18 protein-coding genes are annotated in these 20065 nt (G+C 46.5%); 11 read left to right on the forward strand and 7 right to left on the reverse strand.

What is annotated here, in order from left to right; translation table 11 throughout:
• Positions 1 to 97 precede the first annotated feature (97 nt).
• The 5 genes from AB3G37_RS05360 to AB3G37_RS05380 all read right to left on the reverse strand — a co-directional run bounded on the left by AB3G37_RS05360 (position 98) and on the right by AB3G37_RS05380 (position 5856).
• On the reverse strand, positions 98 to 2854 hold the full coding sequence (locus tag AB3G37_RS05360) for an ATP-binding protein (protein ID WP_369789941.1): 2757 nt from the start codon (positions 2852 to 2854) through the stop codon (positions 98 to 100).
• Entirely contained in the window at positions 2851 to 3486 is a 636-nt protein-coding gene (locus AB3G37_RS05365; protein ID WP_369789942.1) for a response regulator, read from the reverse strand. The genes AB3G37_RS05360 and AB3G37_RS05365 overlap by 4 nt, the downstream gene beginning before the upstream one ends.
• Positions 3483 to 4772, reverse strand: coding sequence for an MASE1 domain-containing protein (locus AB3G37_RS05370; RefSeq protein WP_369789943.1), 1290 nt, complete (start codon positions 4770 to 4772; stop codon positions 3483 to 3485). The genes AB3G37_RS05365 and AB3G37_RS05370 overlap by 4 nt, the downstream gene beginning before the upstream one ends.
• Positions 4773 to 4858: 86 nt before the next feature.
• Positions 4859 to 5236, reverse strand: a complete 378-nt coding sequence (locus tag AB3G37_RS05375; RefSeq protein ID WP_369789944.1) for a transcriptional regulator — start codon at positions 5234 to 5236, stop codon at positions 4859 to 4861.
• A 419-nt stretch (positions 5237 to 5655) separates the two neighbouring features.
• Positions 5656 to 5856: a hypothetical protein gene (locus tag AB3G37_RS05380; protein WP_009637566.1), complete on the reverse strand. Its 201-nt coding sequence runs from the start codon at positions 5854 to 5856 to the stop codon at positions 5656 to 5658.
• A 382-nt stretch (positions 5857 to 6238) separates the two neighbouring features.
• On the opposite strand from AB3G37_RS05380, the gene AB3G37_RS05385 reads away from it, so the two are divergent.
• Positions 6239 to 6400: a hypothetical protein gene (locus tag AB3G37_RS05385; protein ID WP_369789945.1), complete on the forward strand. Its 162-nt coding sequence runs from the start codon at positions 6239 to 6241 to the stop codon at positions 6398 to 6400.
• Positions 6401 to 6887: 487 nt separating this feature from the next.
• Positions 6888 to 7100: an RNA chaperone/antiterminator CspA gene (cspA, locus tag AB3G37_RS05390; protein WP_009637564.1), complete on the forward strand. Its 213-nt coding sequence runs from the start codon at positions 6888 to 6890 to the stop codon at positions 7098 to 7100.
• Positions 7101 to 7216: 116 nt separating this feature from the next.
• Here the strand turns inward: cspA and AB3G37_RS05395 are convergent, their stop codons facing one another.
• Positions 7217 to 8194, reverse strand: coding sequence for an FUSC family protein (locus tag AB3G37_RS05395; RefSeq protein WP_369789946.1), 978 nt, complete (start codon positions 8192 to 8194; stop codon positions 7217 to 7219).
• A 340-nt stretch (positions 8195 to 8534) separates the two neighbouring features.
• Between AB3G37_RS05395 and AB3G37_RS05400 the strand changes: the two genes are divergently transcribed.
• The 5 genes from AB3G37_RS05400 (at position 8535) to AB3G37_RS05420 (ending at position 13854) form a co-directional block, all read left to right on the forward strand.
• On the forward strand, positions 8535 to 9305 hold the full coding sequence (locus AB3G37_RS05400) for an alpha/beta hydrolase (RefSeq protein ID WP_369789947.1): 771 nt from the start codon (positions 8535 to 8537) through the stop codon (positions 9303 to 9305).
• Between the two features lie 69 nt (positions 9306 to 9374).
• On the forward strand, positions 9375 to 10049 hold the full coding sequence (locus tag AB3G37_RS05405; protein WP_009637561.1) for a heavy metal response regulator transcription factor: 675 nt from the start codon (positions 9375 to 9377) through the stop codon (positions 10047 to 10049).
• Complete coding sequence (locus AB3G37_RS05410; protein WP_369789948.1) at positions 10046 to 11473, forward strand: heavy metal sensor histidine kinase; 1428 nt, start codon at positions 10046 to 10048, stop codon at positions 11471 to 11473. The genes AB3G37_RS05405 and AB3G37_RS05410 overlap by 4 nt, the downstream gene beginning before the upstream one ends.
• 170 nt (positions 11474 to 11643) lie before the next feature.
• Entirely contained in the window at positions 11644 to 12624 is a 981-nt protein-coding gene (locus tag AB3G37_RS05415) for a WD40 repeat domain-containing protein (RefSeq protein WP_369789949.1), read from the forward strand.
• A 177-nt stretch (positions 12625 to 12801) separates the two neighbouring features.
• Complete coding sequence (locus AB3G37_RS05420; protein WP_369790897.1) at positions 12802 to 13854, forward strand: DUF1615 domain-containing protein; 1053 nt, start codon at positions 12802 to 12804, stop codon at positions 13852 to 13854.
• Between the two features lie 59 nt (positions 13855 to 13913).
• Here AB3G37_RS05420 and AB3G37_RS05425 read toward each other — a convergent pair whose 3' ends face one another.
• Positions 13914 to 14354 (reverse strand): hypothetical protein, encoded by a 441-nt coding sequence (locus tag AB3G37_RS05425; RefSeq protein ID WP_369789950.1) that lies wholly within the window; start codon positions 14352 to 14354, stop codon positions 13914 to 13916.
• A gap of 12 nt (positions 14355 to 14366) precedes the next feature.
• Between AB3G37_RS05425 and licT the strand changes: the two genes are divergently transcribed.
• From licT to AB3G37_RS05445, 4 genes are all read left to right on the forward strand, one after another.
• On the forward strand, positions 14367 to 15227 hold the full coding sequence (gene licT / locus AB3G37_RS05430) for a BglG family transcription antiterminator LicT (RefSeq protein ID WP_009637556.1): 861 nt from the start codon (positions 14367 to 14369) through the stop codon (positions 15225 to 15227).
• Between the two features lie 246 nt (positions 15228 to 15473).
• Complete coding sequence (gene bglF, locus AB3G37_RS05435; RefSeq protein WP_369789951.1) at positions 15474 to 17420, forward strand: PTS beta-glucoside transporter subunit IIABC; 1947 nt, start codon at positions 15474 to 15476, stop codon at positions 17418 to 17420.
• Between the two features lie 15 nt (positions 17421 to 17435).
• Entirely contained in the window at positions 17436 to 18833 is a 1398-nt protein-coding gene (locus tag AB3G37_RS05440; RefSeq protein WP_009637554.1) for a glycoside hydrolase family 1 protein, read from the forward strand.
• A 97-nt stretch (positions 18834 to 18930) separates the two neighbouring features.
• A complete protein-coding gene (locus AB3G37_RS05445; protein WP_369789952.1) occupies positions 18931 to 19602 on the forward strand; it encodes an aspartate/glutamate racemase family protein in 672 nt (223 codons plus the stop codon).
• Positions 19603 to 20065: the final 463 nt, after the last annotated feature.

Here is a 20065-nt window from a genome sequence, read left to right on the forward strand (position 1 = left end):
CTCACGGCATCAGGTTTCAACCTATTAACATGATAGGACGAAAATCGTACAGCTGTAGGGCGGGGCGGCGGTATATGTTGTTAATGCAGGATTAGGATCAACTTAAAAGTGTAAAATCCTCCAGTAGGCTGATGAAGTGCCGAGTTGTGTGACGCAGGCGCAGCAGGTCGTTCTCAATATCCTTGCCCTGAAACGGTTGCTTCAGCTTTTGCTCCAGCGTCAGACAAGTATTTAGCCCGGCCTCAAACTGCGTGATAGCAAAATTCCCTTTCAGTCGGTGAATACGGCTTTTGAGTTCAGCGCTATTATTTGCATCCCAAGCTTTTTCAATCAGGCTCAAATCCTGTTCGCTGCTGTTGATCAGCTTGCTAATAATTTGGGCAATAATATCCTGCTTGCCTGCAGAGAGTGCCTGAACTTCTTTAAGATCAATCTGCCGGTTTTGCAGCATGTTCTGAATACATTCAGCGAGATCCTGCTGGGTAAGAGGTTTGGTCAAATGCGCATCCATTCCGGCGACCAGGCATTTTCTTTCCTCATGCGAGAACGCGTTCGCGGTGCAGCCAATCAGGGGAATATGACGACGGGTTTCGGCTTCAAGCTCGCGCAATTTGGCGGCAAACTGATAGCCGGAAAGCTGTGGCATCTGGCAGTCGGTAAAAATCAGGTCAACCTGCGGGTTCGCCTGCTGCAAACATTCGAGGGCCGCACCCGCGTTATCAAAAGAGGTTACGCGATGACCCAGCGCCGAAAGCTGCATTTCCATAACCAACAGATTGGCTGCAAGATCGTCAATAATCCACACTCGGTAAGCTTTTTGTACTTTGGCCGGTGTAACAGGCGGGATTGAAACAGGCTCAACAATCACGGGTATCAACGGGAGAATAACGCTAAAGGTGGAGCCTTGACCCTGCTGCGACTCAATGTCCATTTTACCCCCCATCAGGCTGACCAACTGATGGCAAATAGTTAGGCCGAGCCCGCTGCTGTCTGGTGTGGAGGAAGATAACTGACGATAAGGTTTGATGATTCCAGGTAGTAGCAAAGCGTCGATCCCGATGCCGGTATCGCGGATGCTGATAATAATTGTCTGAAAGTTTTCTCTGGCTGAGAGGATTGCAGGCTCGGATATTTGTGCGCTGAGCGTGATGCTGCCTGAGGTAGTATATTTCACTGCGTTACTGAGTAGATTGTTGAGGATCTGCCTCATCTTGCCTTCATCCAGCAGAAAATGTTGCTCACTCAGCTCCGCAATAGCTGTTGAAAGGTGTAATCCTTTTTTTTCAGCCAACGTTTGATAAGCAGCCGCGCTGCTTTCCATTAATTCATATAGAGAAACCGCCGTGGGTTTGAGAAGCATCTCTCCGGCTTCGATTTTTGATAAATCGAGAACGTCACCAATGATCTGCAATAACCCGCGCGACGCCTGATATGCCAGGGAAATTGGCGACTGTGGCGAAGTTTGGCGCTGACTTTCAATTTCAAGCACGCCCATGATGACATTCATCGGCGAGCGAATTTCGTGGCTCATTCGTGCCAAAAACTCACTTTTTTCATGGCTTGAGGTTTCTGCCTGACCAAGTGCCTGTTCCAGCCGTTGCTCCAGCAGAATCCGTTCCGTCATGTCATACCAGCCAATGACCAGCCCCTGCGGCTGCATGGCGGTGTTGCTATAGGGCGTTATCCAACCGGCGATGCTGCGGGGCTGTTGATGCAGGGTAAAATCAGCCTCAAAAAATTGCGGCCTGGCATTCATACTGGCCTTGACCAGCCCGGCAGTTTCCAGAGCCGGTGAAGAAAAAAACTGTTGGTTAAGGTTTTCAACCGGAATGCCAACAATTGATAACCGGCAACTTTGCAGGCTTTTGCACAACGCCTGATTAACATGAGTAATGATGCCAGCAGTATTGCAGACCAGAACGGGAGTAGAGAGGCTATTCAGTAACGTTTCCCAAAACTTGACCCCATCTTTCAAACGGCGTTCGCTTTGACGTCGAAGAACAATTTGTCCTATCAGCAAACTGATTAAAAATAGCGAAACTACGCTGACGATTACAGCGGCTATATCGAAGTTGCGATGATTTTGTTTAAGCAGCGGCACAATATTCATCAGCGTCAGTACTGTGTAATTACGAAGCAATAGTTTGTTAATTTCGTCCTGCGGCAGGTGCTGGATGGCGCTATTGAGTGTTGCCAGAGTTGTGGGATCGTCGTTACGCAAACGCAGGCGGGTCCAAGTAACCAGAGTATCCACGTTATTAACCCTAAGCTGCCCGGGGAAAACATTATTATTCAATACATTAGCAGCCGCCTGGCGACAGAATACGCCTTCGGCAGCACCCGCTTTAAGCAGGGACACTGCTTCGCTTAGTGAAGGGCTAAAAATAAGGGTTATCTTCGGATAGCGCTGCCTCAGGGCCTGAATCGGCGCATCGCTGACAACCACAATTCTTATATCATTCAAGTCATTGAGGTCGTCTTCCAGCGCAGGGCTGCGGTTGGCCAGTGAAAGCATTCGCCAATGTGTGCTATACAGCGGTTGCGTTTCGACGTCACCCGCCGCAGCTTCAGTGACGACTCCCTCGACAAAGAAAGCATCAATTTTGTGTTGTTCCAGCAGGCTATTTTTTAATAAATTCGCTGCAACACTTTTTGGAGACAGGCTCAGCTGGCTATTTTTAAGATTTTCATTGAGCAGAGAAATCAGGCTCGGTTGAGTATCATCATTTTGGATTTGAGTATTGATTTCACTATAGCGAGGGTTAACGGCATCTATCGCCACACGTAAATTCACCTCCGCATGGGAAAGGCATGGCATCAGCGCCAGGAGCAACACTGCAAACCTGAGTTTCATAGGTCGATCTTTAGAAGATATTCGAACAGGTCCGCATCGGTAGTTAATCCTAATTTATTCATTGCGCTCTTTTTCTGCCCGCTGATGGTTTGCTTGGAGCGGTGCAACATCTGCGCAATCTGTTTCACAGTTTGGCCCTGTTTCATTAAACGCATAACCTCAGTCTCTTTAGGACTCAGTTGCCATTTTTGCGAATAACCTGTGGCAGCCAATGTTTTTGCCAGCTGAGCTTTGCTATTTCGTGCCAAATCCATTCCCTGCAGTAAAGACTTAAGACAGAGATGAAGCTCGGTACTAAGGCTTTGCTTATTGATTACCGCGATAACTCCCGATTTAAGCATAACGTTGGCAATTGCCTGATTTGATAAAACGCTGATCACAATAATCGGCAAATTAGGATAAATACGGCGTAGGAACTGGATGAGATGCAGGCCGTCCGTATGCTGCGTACCCGGCATGGTGAAATCAGTTAATAACAGGTCGGGTTGAGAACTTTTAAGTGATGCCAGCAGCTCATCGACATTGCTTGCGGTACCAATAATCCGATAATCATTGGCAAATTGTGTTTCCAGCAACGTTTTTAGCCCAAGTAAATAGACTGGATGATCGTCGGCAATCAGCACTGTTTTCATATTATGTGCCCTGTAGGCGAAGAAGGGATGTGCTCTGGGACAATCAATATGCCATTCAACATCTTATTAGCATTACTGTGCTGGTCACTGAGCATTGCAATGTAAGCCTGACTGAAAGCAGTGCCATCCAATATGAGACGAACGGAGCGCGAGAACGGAGTTGCTCCGGTTTTGTTTATTCCATTAAACCAGGGCAGGAGGATATCCCGGTCTTCAGGATGCATCCTGCCTAACATTTGCGACGGTGTAGTCAGATTATTAATCGGAAAATTATTAATACTGTCTATTAGTTCTGTCCACACCCATTTTTGCTGGGTAATGTTTACACGAAAAGAATAACGTTGTTGATGAGAAGACACACAATGGCTCAGCAGCATTAACTGGTCGCTCTGTGCTCTCGAAAGATGAATATCGTTTGTCCCGGCGCGTATCAGCGTAGAGAAAATAAATATTGCTAAAAGATAGAGTTGTGAAGCAATGATCCCGCTATTACCGGTATAGTCGTCAGCCGCAAAGATTCCTTGATTATAAATTGTAGTTAGGCTGATGATAAAGGCAAGAGATATAAATAGGAGTGAAAGCTTTGATGTGGAAATGAACAAAGAAGAAAGCAAAGTAAAGCCAAAAAGAAAATAGATCAATGGTTCAATCAATGTAGCATTCTGAAGGTCTTCCATTCTCGGTGAAAATAGTACCAGGGTAAGCGCTGGGATTACTATTAACAGGAGCAGGCTGCTTTTAGGATTTGAATCTGGACTAAAGGAAGAGCTCAATGATTTTATAGCAAAAAATGGTGCAAATGCCAGGCATCCTGTTGCATTTGAAATGCTCCAGATAATGAAATGAGAAAATAGGGTTGGATAGCCAAGTATGCGTAATGAATAAAAGGTGGAGATACCTCCGAACATACTGGCAATCAGAACGATGGCAATAAATATTGCTGTCAGATTTAATCTGCTCGTCACGCCGCTGTCTTTAAGAATTATTTTCCAGATATGCGCACTTAAACACAGAACAATAAGATCATTTAGTGCAAAGACTAGGGAAATATTCATCGGACGTTGATGCAGAATACTGACTAAAATGTGCAGTATCCCAGTGCTGACCAGCCATAGCGGCCAACGAGATATTGGAGCGGAGCACAGTACGCCTAGCGTTAGCCCTGCAGGAAGCCAAATGGCAGATGAAAGACTTCCATTGTCTCTTGTTTCAAGACAAAGAAAAGCCAGAGAAAAATAGCAAACACAAAACAGCAACCATTTCAGTGGAAAAGTCCATTTAATCATTAGACTATCTCTTGGGTAACGTGAGCGCAGGCTCACGAGATCTTAAGTATACAGTCTTCATGGATAGAATGACTCAATCTAATAAATTAACGGTAAAGTGATTTAGTCACCATAGAAAGAGCTGCAGTAAAACAAGCGCCTAGCGCTGCTAGAGTGAAAGTTTTCTTGGCCTGGCTGATCGTTATTGGCTGGACAGTTTCTTCTATTTTCGGTAATAACGAGAGGTCGAGCATTGCACCATGCCTTGGTATGGTTCGCAGCATCGCTTTGGGAAGGTTATTTTCCAATAATAAATTACGAAACTTATGAATCAGCTGATGATAGTTATTATCGCTGACCATACCTGCCTGTTCATACCAGACGATATTTATTATATCATTTTTTTGAGTAATACCTTTAAGCAGGCAAATAACTAATCGTTTGTGTTTTTCCGTGATTTCAAAACACTGACTGTTGATGGTCATTTTATTTCCTTTACATTCGATCTCCGAAAAGTCTGCAAAGGGCTCATTTAATAAAATAGAAGGTACTTGATATTTTGTGTTCACGTGAGTATCCGAATGGTTAGATTAAGTTTCAATAAACAAAAACTAAAAATAAAATAAACGAAGGTATAAGATGAATGACCCCTCTTAATATCATTTAAATAAGGGTTTTAAGATAACCTTCGATTGTGAAACTAGAAGTATTTAATAGCAAAGCAGAATGGTTTACAACGATATTTACCCGTTATGAAGGATTTCCGTACTCGTCCTAGTCGTTGGTAAATGTTTAATATCGATAAGAAGTTAATTAATTTTTAAATAATTATCAGGAATAAAAAGAAAATTTAAGGGTGAGATTGCGACCAGCTGGGGCAGCTGGCCAGCAAGCTTGCAAAAATTTAGTCAGGCATCAGGGCGTTGAAGTCTTCTTCATAAAGTGCCTTGCACTGCTCCATAAATTCGGGATAGCCCAATTCAGAAGTTTGTACTTCACGACCCAGTCGGGTTTCCAAATCGGTATGAAACCATTCAAATTCGCCATGCAGGATGCCGGTAAAACCGGTGAGGATAATGCACTGCTGCTGGTTTAGTTTGGTCACTGAGGCTCCTTGATAGGCATGGTCTTGATAGCCATTGCATAATGACAAATAAATGGAAAATCTTTTAACGTTCTCGCAGGCATTGTGCATCAGGAGAGGGGGAGGAACAACAGGAGTGCTCGGAAGTTGAATTTGGGCTTAACAAACAGCTAAAAAGTGCTCATTTATTAAACGTGATATTGATCACACTTAAGCTTTTTGTTATTACTAGCGCCAATGTTGGTAGCTGCAAAATTTGAGGCTGAAGCGTGCTAAGATTCCCCTCTATTTTATGCGAGACGGATTTCTTTTGGCTTGCTTTCATTGCTTTGAATTTTAAAGGTTTTTTGCATGTTTTAGTGCGGTAAGTCTGGCATTAATCACAAATATGGACTTACTGTTAATGGCGCAGGTAGCAAAAAACCAGGTTACAGGAGGGCGACTGCTCCCTTATCTTTGTTCTGAGGTTCGTATGCTGAAATTGGTTATTTATTCCAGCCTCGCGGTACTGCTGGCCAACCTAGTGATTGACCTGCCGTTTGTACTGGAATCGAGTGGTTTTTAAAACCACCCTCAGGAGCACCGTTTAGGATCAGAACATCAATTCCCAAACGATGATGGCAACGATTGCCAGCATGGCGACCATCACTTCAACGTCTTGAATGGTGACTCTGCTTTGCGTTTTAATGTGTGCGATGTTCATTTTTGACCCCTCCATTTGTTTGACAAATAGTGGCGTTAATTTGGACATTATGTCGTGATGTAGATCAAACTCGGCAAAAGAAGCTTTCATATTTTTTAACAAGACTACGCAAGTATGTTAAATAAAATAATGCTTGCGTAAGTTTTTCCTACGTGCGTTAATGCACTCCTCGGTTTGTAGTACAGACCTTATGAAAGCAATTTTAGTAAAGTAGTTCACTGTATTAGCGTTATCCTCACTAGATATCTCTTCACCGCGAATTTCCTTCTTTAGTGCCCCATAAGTATCACAACTAAAAAAACAGACCTCCCTCGCCCCTATGGCGGCTAAATATTGAAAGGAAATTATTATGTCTACTAAAATGACTGGTTTGGTGAAGTGGTTTGACGCTGGTAAAGGTTTTGGTTTTATTTCTCCTGCAGACGGCAGCAAAGATGTGTTCGTTCACTTCTCTGCAATCCAGAGCAGCGATTTCAAAACTCTTGATGAAGGTCAAAAAGTTGAGTTCTCTATCGAGAACGGCGCTAAAGGCCCATCAGCAGTAAACGTTGTTGCACTGTAATAAGTGAACAGCGCGGCATACTTACAGTAGCGATGACGGCATAGCCCGAGCAGTTAAGTAAGCCCAAGCTAAAGAACCCGCCAATGGCGGGTTTTTGCATTTTGGAAAAAGATGATTCAAGTGTTTTGCTTTGCCTGATTAATATGCTGATAAGTCACCAGCTTGGTAAGCACCACAGAAGCCAATGCCATTATCCCGCCTAATAACGTTGCCTCCATTCTTTGTTCCGCGATATTGCCTTGCGCGATACTAATGCCTGAAAGCATGAAGATAATCATCATCGTAATGAAAAATGTGAAAATAGCGTAGACTTTTGGCGTCAGGGAATAAGACATGCTGATGGCGATGAGAGCCGAGGCAAGAAAGGCTGCTACGATAATTATTGGCTGCTGCCAATAAGTACTTAATGCCCCAGCCGCTAATCCGCCAATGAATGTGCCCATAATTCTCGCTGGAACTCTGAGTAGGGATTCATGGTAATCATTACGCAGGCAAATCAGGAGTGTCATTTCAGCCCAATAGCTATGCTGAATACTTATGGTGCGATCGATAAAAATCGTCAGGCCCATGGCAATAACGCCAAACGTAATTGACCATTTAAGATGAATACGATGCTGGTTCAACAGGCTCAACTGTTTGGGAAAACGAAGAGACTTGAAGCTGCTTAGTTCATGGCGGTTAAATCGTAGCCCCTGAAAGAACAGTCCTAGAGAGAAAATCTGCAATACACTGCCTATTCCCATCAAGGCTGCGCGATCTGCTGCCTGTTGCAACGAACCGGGGAAAAATCCTGCTACCAGAAAAGCGATACTGGACTGTAAAAAAATCCATCCAACGCTGCTGTTGATATCAGAAATTACTATGTAAAGCCCTGTCAACAGCACCGCACCAGCCATATATAACATATGAGAATTGCCTGCCAGACTACCTAATATCGCGGCAATACTGAGGCCGAAAGCGGTGGCCATCAGTACCACGAAGGTCGAACCTTTCCAGGTTTTGTTGGCACCAAAGGACAAAGAGAGTGCGCCGCTGGCCATCAGCGTAGCCTGCGCCTGCCTATTAAAATAAAAACCCAGGGCGATAATCAGCATGATTGCCGGTAAACAACAAAGGGCTAACAGGATATTGTGTCGGGTTCCTGGTGGAATATTAATCAAACTTTAGTTCTCCAGGAAAAAGTAACCAAGGCAGCAAAGTATTCCTCTGCGAAAAGCGTTAATTGCTAAAAAAGCCTTAAAGCGTAACACGGATTTTAACAGCAGACCTGTAGAGGACAGTAACAGAGGAGTGCAAATTGTTAATTTTGATCCACCCGCAATAGTCGTCATTTTTTTGTAATGATTGAGTCATGTTGGTGTGGGAGCCAGGTCCATACACTGGCCCACATGGTGCAGCAGCAACCTAAACATCAACTGTCATTAAGGAAAAATCATGAAAACTTCATTTAAAAAACGTCTGATTACTTCTTCTATTACTGCGCTTTTATTGGCTGGCGCAGCGGCTCCCGCACTGGCAGCACCGGTTAAAAATATTGTCCTGGTGCATGGCGCGTTTGTTGGCGGTTCAGGCTGGCGTCCGGTATACGATATTTTGACCAAAGACGGTTATAACGTCACTCTGGTGCAAGAGCCGCTGACTTCATTTCCTGACGATGTTACCGCGACCAAACGGATTCTTGATGAGCAAAATGGCCCGGCTATCCTGGTTGGACACAGCTACGGCGGCGCGATAATTACTGAAGCCGGTAATGATTCTCACGTTGCAGGGCTGGTTTATATTGCTGCGCATGCTCTGGATGCCGGTGAAACAGAAGCCAGCAATGGCAAAAAATTTCCCAATACCGCGCGGCCTTTTGTTAAATCCCCCGATGGATATTTAACCATCAAGCCAGAAAATTTCCCGGCTGATTTCGCCGCCGATCTGCCGTTAAAAGAGGCAGAATTTGAAGCACATGCGCAGATGCCAACTAATGCCAGCGTGTTTACTGCCAATATTCCAGACCCGGCGTGGAAGGTAAAACCGAGTTGGTATATGGTGGCTGAGTCCGACAAAATTATTAACCCGAATCTGGAGCGTATGTACGCCGCCCGCGCTCACAGCCATAAGGTGGAAATTCCAGGTGCAAGCCATTCACTATATGAATCACATCCGAAAGAAGTTGCTGCGTTGATCGAGCAGGCTGCGCAACACGCACTGAAATAACATTGTTGATGATGATTGAGGGCTGGGCGCAATGTTTGCGCCCGCTGTTATCGGCTCGTAGGAGATCACATGAGAATTCTGGTTATTGAAGATGAGCCTAAAGCCGGCGAATACATGCGCAATGGCCTGACCGAGGCGGGATATGTGGTAGATGTGGCGGCCAATGGTCTTGACGGGCTGCATCTGGCGCAGGAATTTCTTTACGACTTAATCCTTCTTGATGTGATGATGCCGGAAATGGATGGCTGGGAAGTCATGAAAAGGCTGGATAAACAGGTCAAAACGCCGGTGCTTTTTCTGACCGCGCGCGGCACTCTGGAAGATAAACTCAAAGGGCTGGATCTCGGTGCCGATGATTATCTGGTCAAACCTTTTTCTTTTGCCGAGCTTCTTGCGCGTATTCGCGTTGCTCTGCGTCGTGGCGTTCAGATCAAACAAGAAGAGCTGCTGGAGCTAGCCGATTTGCAGATTGATATTCCCAAGCGCCGAGTTATTCGCGATGGGAATCGTATTACTCTTACCAATAAAGAATTTAACCTTCTACATCTTTTTATGTTGCATGAAGGGCAGGTATTGTCACGATCGGTAATTGCCTCAAGGGTCTGGGACATGAATTTTGATAGTGATACGAACGTAGTGGATGTCGCCGTGCGTCGATTGCGGCAGAAAATTGACGATCCCTTTGAAATCAAGCTAATCCACACCGTACACGGCGTGGGTTACCGTTGTGAAAATGAATCATGAGGCCTCGTTGGTGCCCTCTCAATGTGCGGCGAATTTCCCTCACCACTCGGCTTTCACTGATTTTTGCGCTGTTGTCTTTTGTCGTCATCGCGCTGGTCGGTTTTACGCTTTATAACACACTCGAAAAGCAGATTAGTATTCGCGATGATGGCGCGTTGTTGACTCGCGTACAGCAGATCCGCACGCTGCTGCGTGATGAAGATGTCATCAATCTTATCCATGATAAACCTCAGCTTTTTGCCAATATGCTGGGTAATCACGAAGCTCTGTTGGTGGTGCGTTTTCCCGGGCAGCCGCCGCTGATTGAGGTCAATCCAGGGCACTCGCCGATACCCAATGTTCCCCCAGTTCCAGCCAATGAAGATCTGACACTGGCTGCGGTTCAGCACAGTATGTCACGAGATGATACGCCGTTTATTTCAGTAGCCGCCTCAGCACAAACTTCTGATGCTCCGCACCAGCTTGAGATTATTAGTGGGCGTTTAATGACCGAGCGGACGCGCATTCTTGAAGTTTATCGCGAGCAGATTATATTGCTCGCGGCGGCGGCGGCAGTTTTGACTGCGTTAATGTCTTACTGGATTGCCCGTCGTGGATTGAGCCCGCTACAAAGGTTGGCCGGACAAACTGCATCGATTGGCATTCGCAATCTATCAGTCAGGATTGATAACACTCAGGCACCTCGAGAACTATTATCGCTGATCGACAGTTTTAACCAGATGCTCGATCGGCTTGAGATTAGCTTTACTCAACTCAGCCAGGTATCTGCCGATATGGCGCATGACCTACGTACGCCGATTGGTAACTTATTGGGGCAAACCGAGGTGGCACTCAGCCAGCGGCGAACTGGGCAATACTATGAAAAACTATTGGGGTCAAATTTTGAAGAGCTGATGCGGCTCTCGAAGATGACAGACAATATGCTGTTTCTAGCCCGCGCTGAAAATGCCGATCACGCTATTGAGCGTACTCAGCTCAAGTTAAGCGAAGAGTTTGAGCGAGTCAGTGAATATTTTGAAGGTCCTGCCGATGAACGAGATGTTCGACTGACAGTAAAGGCCGAAGGTGAGGTTTGGGCCGATGCTAATTTACTGCGTCGCGCGTTGGCTAATCTGTTAGCTAATGCGGTTCGCTATGCAGATTCAGGCAGCGAGATAGCGATACTGGCTGAGCAGGAGCCAACGGGAACAAGGATCCACGTTACGAATCTCGGGCCGACAATCGATCCCGAGCATCTTAATCGCCTGTTTGATCGCTTTTACCGAGCCGATGTTTCGCGAAATACTTCCGCGCATGCCAGTGGCTTGGGGCTGTCGATTGTTCGCAGTATCATGGGGCTGCATCAGGGAAATTGGCAGGTCACCAGCAATGAAAGAGTCACACGCTTCACTCTGTTTTTCCCAGATAAACAAGCCGGTAAATAACTTTAACAGGCTACTGGTAAGGCAACGGATTGCTCTGAATAATGCCTTTAGACTGTGACCAACTTCGCAATAATGGTAATAAGCGACTAACCTTAAAATATAAGTTTTTAGCAATGGTATGAAGACAGAACTGCCATTATCGTTTCTTATTTAAATATCGCGGAGTTGACATGTTGTACTCAGATGATTCAGAAATTAATAAAAGAAATTACGGTATTATTGCCGTCGATAAGCAAGGTGGTAAAGTTTTATTCCTTAACGCAGACACGCTAAAGGTCGAAAAAACTTTAACCGGTTTCCCACCTAATCCTCATGAGTTGCTTATTATTCCACAGCATAACAAAGCGTATGTTCCGATATTTGGTGACGGGATCCATGGCGATAATCCGCATCCCCAGCATCAGATTGCCGTGATAGATCTCAGCAAACGCGAACTTAGCGGCTTTATTGATCTTAGCCCACTGGAATCCCCGCATACCGGTCGATTAGGCAACGACGGTAAGGTTTATTTATGCTGTGAAAACAGTGCCACCATTGTGGTAATCGATCCGGTGACGGATAAAATAGTCCGAGAAATTAAGGTTCCCTCTACTAATACTCATCGCCTGAGTATCACCCCGCAGGGCGATAAACTGTTCACCGATAATGAGGAGGATGCCAGCGTAACAGTGGTTGAATTAGCCGATAATAAAGGAAAAGTAATTGATAATATTGCCATGCCGGGCGCCGTTAATGGCATTGCTGCAGCTCCTCATAGCAGGTCAATAATAACCAGTAACGCTGACAAGCCTGAGCTGATTGTTATTAATAGCAAAACACATAAAATTATAAAAAACATTCCTCTACGTGGGCATAAAAAAGGCGCGCAAATCGTCCGCTTTAGCCAGGGAGGTGAGTTTTTAATTGCAATTGGCGATCAGGAACCAGTGGCTACCTTATTCGACCGGGAGCTTAACGAAATTGCCTGCTTTAGCGTGGGCAATAAACCGATGGATGGCTGCTTCAGCCCGGATAATAAACGGCTGCTGATTGCTAATGAAAAAGACGGGACAGTAAGTATCATCGATATTGCTCAACGCAAGGTAATCGCTACCCCTAAAGTGGGTGTCGGCTGTGAAGTATTGAGCTATTACTCCGAGCTGGCGGCTTAATCTGTGTAACCTGCGAGATAAAAGCTGGTTGTTGTGGGTTAATCTGTGAATAATTGAAGCATTAGATTGATTTGATTATTCAGGGACCCGATGACGCCTAACATTGCCGTATTACCTTTCACCACTTCGCGGCCGAAGCTTTTTAAGCAAAAGTTTCAGGCTGTGCCATTGGCTGGCATGCTGCTACTGACATTGTTAGCAGGTTGCAGCTCACATAAAGCGCCTGTAAGTAACAAAAGTCCGCAGGAAGTTCGTGCTGATATTGCCAGCCTGATGCCACCCTATGTATCTGACAAGCAGGGTTGGGCCAAGGATATCAGTACGGCTTTTAGTGCGCAGGATATTGATCCTTCAAAAGAAAACATCTGTGCCGTTTTGGCGGTAACCGAGCAGGAATCTAATTTCAACGTCAATGCGCCGATCCCCGGACTCGGCAAGATCGCCTGGAAAGAGATCGATCGTCGAGCGGGTGAGGTGCATATCCCGGCATTCGTGGTGCATACCGCCCTGAAAATCAATTCCCCTAACGGTAAATCTTACAGCGATCGTCTGGATAACGTCCGTAGCGAAAAAGAGTTAAGTGCGATATTCGATGATTTCATTGGCATGGTACCGATGGGTCAACAACTGTTTGGTAACCTGAATCCGGTGCACACTGGTGGTCCAATGCAGGTCAGCATTGCTTTTGCCGAGAGCAAAGCCCGTGGTTATCCTTATAAAATCGACGGCACCGTCCGTCAGGAAGTTTTTACCCGTCGCGGCGGTGTGTACTTTGGTATCGCTCATTTGTTGGGATATCCGACACATTACACCGAGCCTCTTTACCGCTTTGTGGATTACAACGCAGGTTTTTATGCCAGTCGCAACGCGGCCTTCCAGCAGCAAGTACACCGTTTGACTGGCGTCCCGCTAGCATTGGACGGCGATGTAGTCAGCTATAGCGACACGCCGGGGAAAACTGAGATGGCGGTGCGAAAATTGGGTAAAAGGCTGGATCTCAGTGACTCGGAGATATCACGAGATTTGAAGCAGGGAGAGTCGATTGATTTCGAGCAAACCCCGACCTGGAAACAGGTCTTTGCTTTAGCAGATAAAACGGCTGGCAAGCCAGTACCGCGTGAAATGCTGCCGGGAATTGAACTTAACAGCCCGAAAATTACACGTAATCTGACGACAGCCTGGTTTGCCCAGCGGGTCGATCAGCGTCGTGAACGTTGTCTGTCGCGCTAGCCTGAAAGCGACTATCCTGCACGATTGTCAATGCAGGATAGTCTCGCCGAGCCGCGCTTTTACAGTACGGTTGGCAGCAGTGACGAAACGCAGTTCAGAACATCTGTGCGGAATTTCTTTGATGCTTCTTCCATTTCGCTGGCGTTCAGCGCTTCTTTTTCACGTTCAACGAAGGTTTTAACCCCTGTCGTGAAGCTATTTTCAAACTTTGTGTTCATCGTGTTGCCTACGCTGCCAAATAAAATGCGCATTGCCGACACTTGAACCAACAGTTCGCGGTTAACGCGTTCCAGTTGATCGATTCTTTGGGATAAATTTTCTTCGCTCATTTCAGCCTCCTGTTTAAAACAGGCAAACCCTAACTCAATTTCAGCCAATAAGAAACGAGTCCTCGCTTTTTCCTGCGGATTATCCAAATAATAGCAGCTATTATCAGCAGAATTTACGAATGCGCTATCAGGCCAGATAGGGAAGCACACCGCGATTTTGTCCTTTTTCATTCAGGGAACACGATGAAAATTATAAAAATCTTAAATAATAATGCCGTGATCGCCGTTGATGAGACCTTGCACGAGCAAGTCATGATGGGTAAAGGTTTGGCATTCCAAAAAAGAGTCGGCGAACTGCTGGACGTGGCGCTGGTCGAGAAAGTTTTCTCATTAAAAAATAACGCGCTTAATGGCCGTCTGAGCGAGCTGTTGGCTGAAATACCTCTCGACGTGCTCACGACCACTGAAAAAATTATTGATCTCGCCGAAGCCCGACTTGGCGAACGACTCAGCAATAATTTGTATATTGCCCTGACCGATCACTGCCATTTTGCCATTGAACGATTCAAGCAGGGAATTTCTCTACCCAATGGGCTGCTGTGGGATATCAAGCGTGTATATCACCGCGAATTTACCGTCAGTCTTGAGGCGTTAGATATTATTGAACAGCGTCTGGGCGTGCGCCTGCCGGAGGACGAGGCCGGTTATATCGCACAGCATCTGGTTAAGGGGCAATTGAAGGGGGAAATGTCGGAGGTCGTGCAAGTCACTAAAATAATTCAGCAAATAATGCATATTGTGAAATATCAGCTGAGGCTGGATTATCGGGAGGATACCCTTAGTTATCATCGATTTATTACACATTTGAAATTTTTCGCCCAACGGATGCTGAGCAGCAAGCTTGTGCGAAACGAAGATGAATCACTGCATGATGAAGTGATGAATTCCTATCCCCAAGCCTGGAAGTGTGTGCAAAAAGTCGAGCATCACATTCAGCAAACCTATGGTTATGCACTGACCAAGGAGGAGAAAATGTTTCTGGCTATCCACATAGAGCGTGTGCGCAAAGAAACGCTGAATCCTTCACGGCTACAATCTGAGTAATTCGAGATATTGCTCACAAATTTTTAATACCGATTAAACACGGCCTTGAGTAAACCCCTGTAGCAGGGCATTCTGCAAATCAGAGCTTAGGATTGTTACTGGTAAGCAGGCAAAACCTAAACCGATTTTTTTGTTATGGCGCTTTTAGGCCCGTAACCAAAAATCGGTTTAGGTTTTTTTTTGGCCTGAATTCCGGTTTTTTCTCGTATCAGAGCATTGTGCTGCACAGGGAAGAAGGGTAATAACATGAAATATAATGAATTAGCCGTAGAAGTGCTGGAAAAGGTCGGCGGCCCAAAAAACGTCATCAGCCTGGTTCACTGCGCGACCCGCTTGCGATTCAAACTGCGTGACAGCAGCAAAGCGCAGACTGAGGCACTAAAAAAGACGCCGGGTATTATCATGGTTGTCGAGAGCGGCGGGCAATTTCAGGTTGTCATCGGCAATGATGTCAGTCAGGTTTATACGCCAATCGCGGCCAGGCTTGAAGGCAGTTTCCCCGAAACACTGCCTGGCGATGCTCAGTCGAAAGAGGGGCTTTTCGCTCGTCTGATCGACATTATTTCTGCAGTATTCACGCCGTTTATCGGCATTCTGATTGCCGGTGGTGTACTAAAGGGGCTGCTTTCCATTGCACTCGCCATCGGATGGACGACCCAGAAAACCGATACTTACCAGATTTTATTCGCCGCCAGTGATGCGATGTTTTATTTCCTGCCAATCTTTTTAGGATATTCCGCCTGCAAAAAATTCGGCGGAAGTCCGTTTGTCGGCATGGCGATTGGCGGAGCACTGACTCATCCAATGATGCTGGCGGCGTTTACCGCATCTCAGCTTCCAGGCGCGCAACCGCATCATTTTCTGGGCATTCCGGTGGTGATGATTAACTATGGCTCAACGGTGGTCCCGATTATTTTAGCCAGCTGGCTGTCGTCAAAAATTGAGAGGGCGATTCATCCACGTTTACACAGCGCGGTGCGTAATTTTTTAACGCCGCTGATTTGCCTGGCGGTGGTAGTTCCATTGACCTTCCTGCTGATTGGGCCTGCGGCTACCTGGCTAAGTAATATGCTTGCTCAGGGATATGAGCTGATTTACGGCTTTAATTCAGTAATAGCCGGCGTTTTGATGGGCGGATTGTGGCAAGTCTGCGTGATGTTTGGCATCCACTGGGGGATTGTACCCATCATGATGAACAACCTCAGCGTTGTTGGCCATGACACACTAATCCCGCTGCTTGTGCCGGCAATTTTTGGTCAGGTTGGCGCAACGCTGGGGATCTTCCTGCGTAGTAAAGATGCTCAACTCAAAGGCAACGCAGCCTCTGCAATGGCCGCCGGGATCTGCGGTATCACCGAGCCTGCCGTTTATGGCATTACCTTGCCTAATCGTCGCGCGTTTGTCTTCGGAAGTCTCGGTGGAGCAGCCGGGGCGGGCGTGGTCGGCTATTTCCATAGTGCAGTGTATTCCTTTGGATTTCCTGGGATTTTTAGCCTGACTCAGGTCATTCCACCTAGCGGTTTTGATATGACCGTCGTGGCAGTGATTGTGAGTATCATCATATCGTTGATTATCTCCACCGGATTAACCTACTGCTTTGCCACGCCGCGAGCTGTCGAGCGCGAGCTGCCTGCTGCGGCTGGACATGCTGTCGAAAACGACAACTCCGCTGCGCTAAATATCAACGAGCTAAATCCTGTCTCAACTGCCAGTAACCTTTCGCTGCAAAATGCCAAGGCGCGGGAGGTTATTTACAGTCCGTTGAGCGGGGCGCTTAAACCTCTGGAACAGATCAGTGATCCGATATTTGCCGGTGGCCTGCTCGGAAAAGGTGCATTCATTTCACCGACCAGTGGCCGTGTTGTCTCGCCGATCGATGGCAAGGTTGCGTCACTGTTTAAAACCTTTCATGCCATCGGATTGGAGTCGCCATTGGGGGCTGAGATTCTGATCCACGTTGGCATCGATACGGTCAAACTCGATGGACAATATTTTACTCCCCACGTCCGCGAAGGCGACGACGTGGTGCGTGGCCAGTTAATGCTTGAGTTCGATGCCGAGGCAATCCGTGCTGCGGGTTATAGCCTCGATACTCCGGTGCTTATCACCAACAGCGATGAGTTTACCGATGTCGATGTGAACGACAGCGCAGAAATTGTAGAAAATACTTCATTACTGACATTGATTCGCTAATTCAGGAGAAAAACCATGAGCCAACAGTTTCCGAAAAATTTCTTATGGGGTGGTGCAGTTGCCGCTAACCAGGTTGAAGGTGCTTATCTGACCGACGGTAAGGGATTGTCGACCTCAGACGTGCAGCCGAAAGGTATTTTCGGCGGCGTAGTCGAGCGAGTTGCCGGAGATAGCGGCATTAAAGACGTTGCAATCGATTTTTATCATCGTTATCCAGAAGATATGCAACTTTTTGCCGAAATGGGCTTTAGCTGCCTACGCACCTCTATTGCCTGGACGCGTATTTTTCCACAAGGCGATGAACTGGAGCCTAACGAGGCGGGGCTGGCATTTTATGACCGCCTGTTTGATGAAATGGCGAAATATAACATCACGCCGTTGGTGACGCTGTCGCACTATGAGATGCCTTACGGGCTGGTAAAAAAACACGGCGGTTGGGGCAGCCGCAAGACTATCGAATTCTTTGAACGCTATGCCCGGACGGTATTCCAGCGTTATCAGCACAAGGTAAAATACTGGCTGACCTTTAATGAAATAAATATGTCATTACATGCGCCGCTGACTGGAGTCGGCCTGCCTGAAGACAGCAGCAAACAGCAAGTTTATCAGGCAATTCACCATCAGTTGGTAGCCAGTGCCAAGGCGGTCAAAGCCTGTCACGAGATTATTCCTGACGCTAAAATCGGCAATATGCTGTTGGGTGGTTTGCTATATCCGCTGACGACTAAGCCGCAAGACGTAATGGAAACCCTGCAACAAAATCGCGAATGGCTGTTCTTTGGCGACGTGCAGGTGCGCGGCAGTTATCCGGCCTATATGAAACGTTACTTCGCCGATCGTGGCATCGAGATTAATGTCACCAGTGAAGACAAGGCGGCGCTGAAATCGACTATCGACTTTATTTCCTTCAGTTACTACATGACGGGTTGCGTCACGACTGATGAAGAACTTAATCAGAAAGCGCGCGGCAATATTCTTTCTATGGTGCCAAATCCTCATCTGGCGAGTTCTGACTGGGGCTGGCAGATTGATCCACAGGGGATTCGTATTCTGATGAACGAGCTTTATGATCGCTATCAGATCCCGCTATTTATCGTGGAAAACGGTTTGGGGGCCTTCGACAAACCTGATGCCGACGGCACGATTAACGACGATTATCGTATTGCCTATTTGAACGACCACCTGGTGCAGATTGGTGAAGCGATTGCTGACGGGGTTGAAGTGCTGGGTTATACCAGTTGGGGGCCAATCGATCTGGTTAGTGCTTCGAAAGCAGAATTCTCCAAACGATACGGCTTTATTTATGTCGATCGCGATGATCAGGGCAACGGTACCCTTGAGCGTCGACGTAAAAAAAGCTTCTATTGGTATAAAAGCGTCATTGAAAGCAATGGCGCTGCGCTAAAACGCTAAAGTAATCCGGAAAATTGTGTGATAAAGGTACAGGGTTTGGCCCGCCGAGCAGCAGGTTGAACTCCGTACCTTTTGCGTTTTAACCGGGGAAATAAGCATGACAGAAAAATTACTCCAACAAGAAACCAAGGCGCGCGTGGCATTAATTCGCGTTGTGACCTCTGAGGACCAGAGTTTTCTGGATATTCATCAACAGCTGATTATTGCTGAACAGCCTGAATTGGCGATGACAACTTATTGCCTTGCGGATCAATATGATGGCATTCACGATGCCAAAACATTAGAGCTGGCAGTGCCTAAGCTGGTTGCTCTGGGACTTGAGCTGCAAAAAAACTACGATATTCTGCTGGTAAGCTGCGCCTCGGATCCGGCGGTTAAACAGCTGCGCCAACTGCTGAGCATACCGGTCGTCGGGGCCGGACAAGCCTGTTGTGAGCAAGCGCTAACTGTTAGCCAAAGTGTCGGGGCAATTGGTATCGAACCTCGAGCACCGGCAATATTCTACGAAGTTCTGCATGACCGGCTGCGCACCTATCGCCAGCCAAAGGGCGTGAACAATACGCACGATATCCATACCGAGGATGGCAAAGCGGCTATTATCGAAGCGGTACTGGCCTGTGAGAAAGATGGGGCAAAAGTCATTGCTTTAGCTTGTACCGGCATGGCGACAACGGATGTGGCGGCGCTGGTGGCTCCTTATACTTCTATAGCGATAATAAACCCGGTGCTTGCTGCAGGACTGGCAGTAAAAAAATTGCTTAAGCGTTGAGTGCTGTTTTCATCAGGCTGAAGTGATAATAATGTAGGTTACTATTAGCAGAGCAAGAATTGTTAATTCTTGTTCCGACAAAAGCGTATTATCACTTCATCGCCTTGCAGAGCTAACACCGTTTAAAACGAGTGCCGGAGATAAGCGCCGGGAAAGGGGATAAATAGAAAGCCCTGTCTGATCAACAGGGCTTTTTGCCGTCTGTAGTTTACTAAAATTACTCTGAACAGAAAGGGCTCGGTTTTCACTGGAAAGCAGGCAAAAAAAAGCCCGCTCAGAGGCGGGCAAATAACAGGGGTACTACAGGGTTTCTACACAACAGGGTTTCTAAACAACAGGGTTTCTAAACAACAGGGTTCTTACAGGGTTCTACAGATTTACACAGGGACATCACTTTCTCTCGATGGGTTTAAGATACCAAAGCCAATGTATGGTTTTGTCATCGTCAGGTAAGTTTTAGAAT

It is taken from the genome of Rouxiella sp. WC2420 (assembly GCF_041200025.1).
In the GTDB taxonomy this organism is placed as follows: Bacteria; Pseudomonadota; Gammaproteobacteria; order Enterobacterales; family Enterobacteriaceae; genus Rouxiella.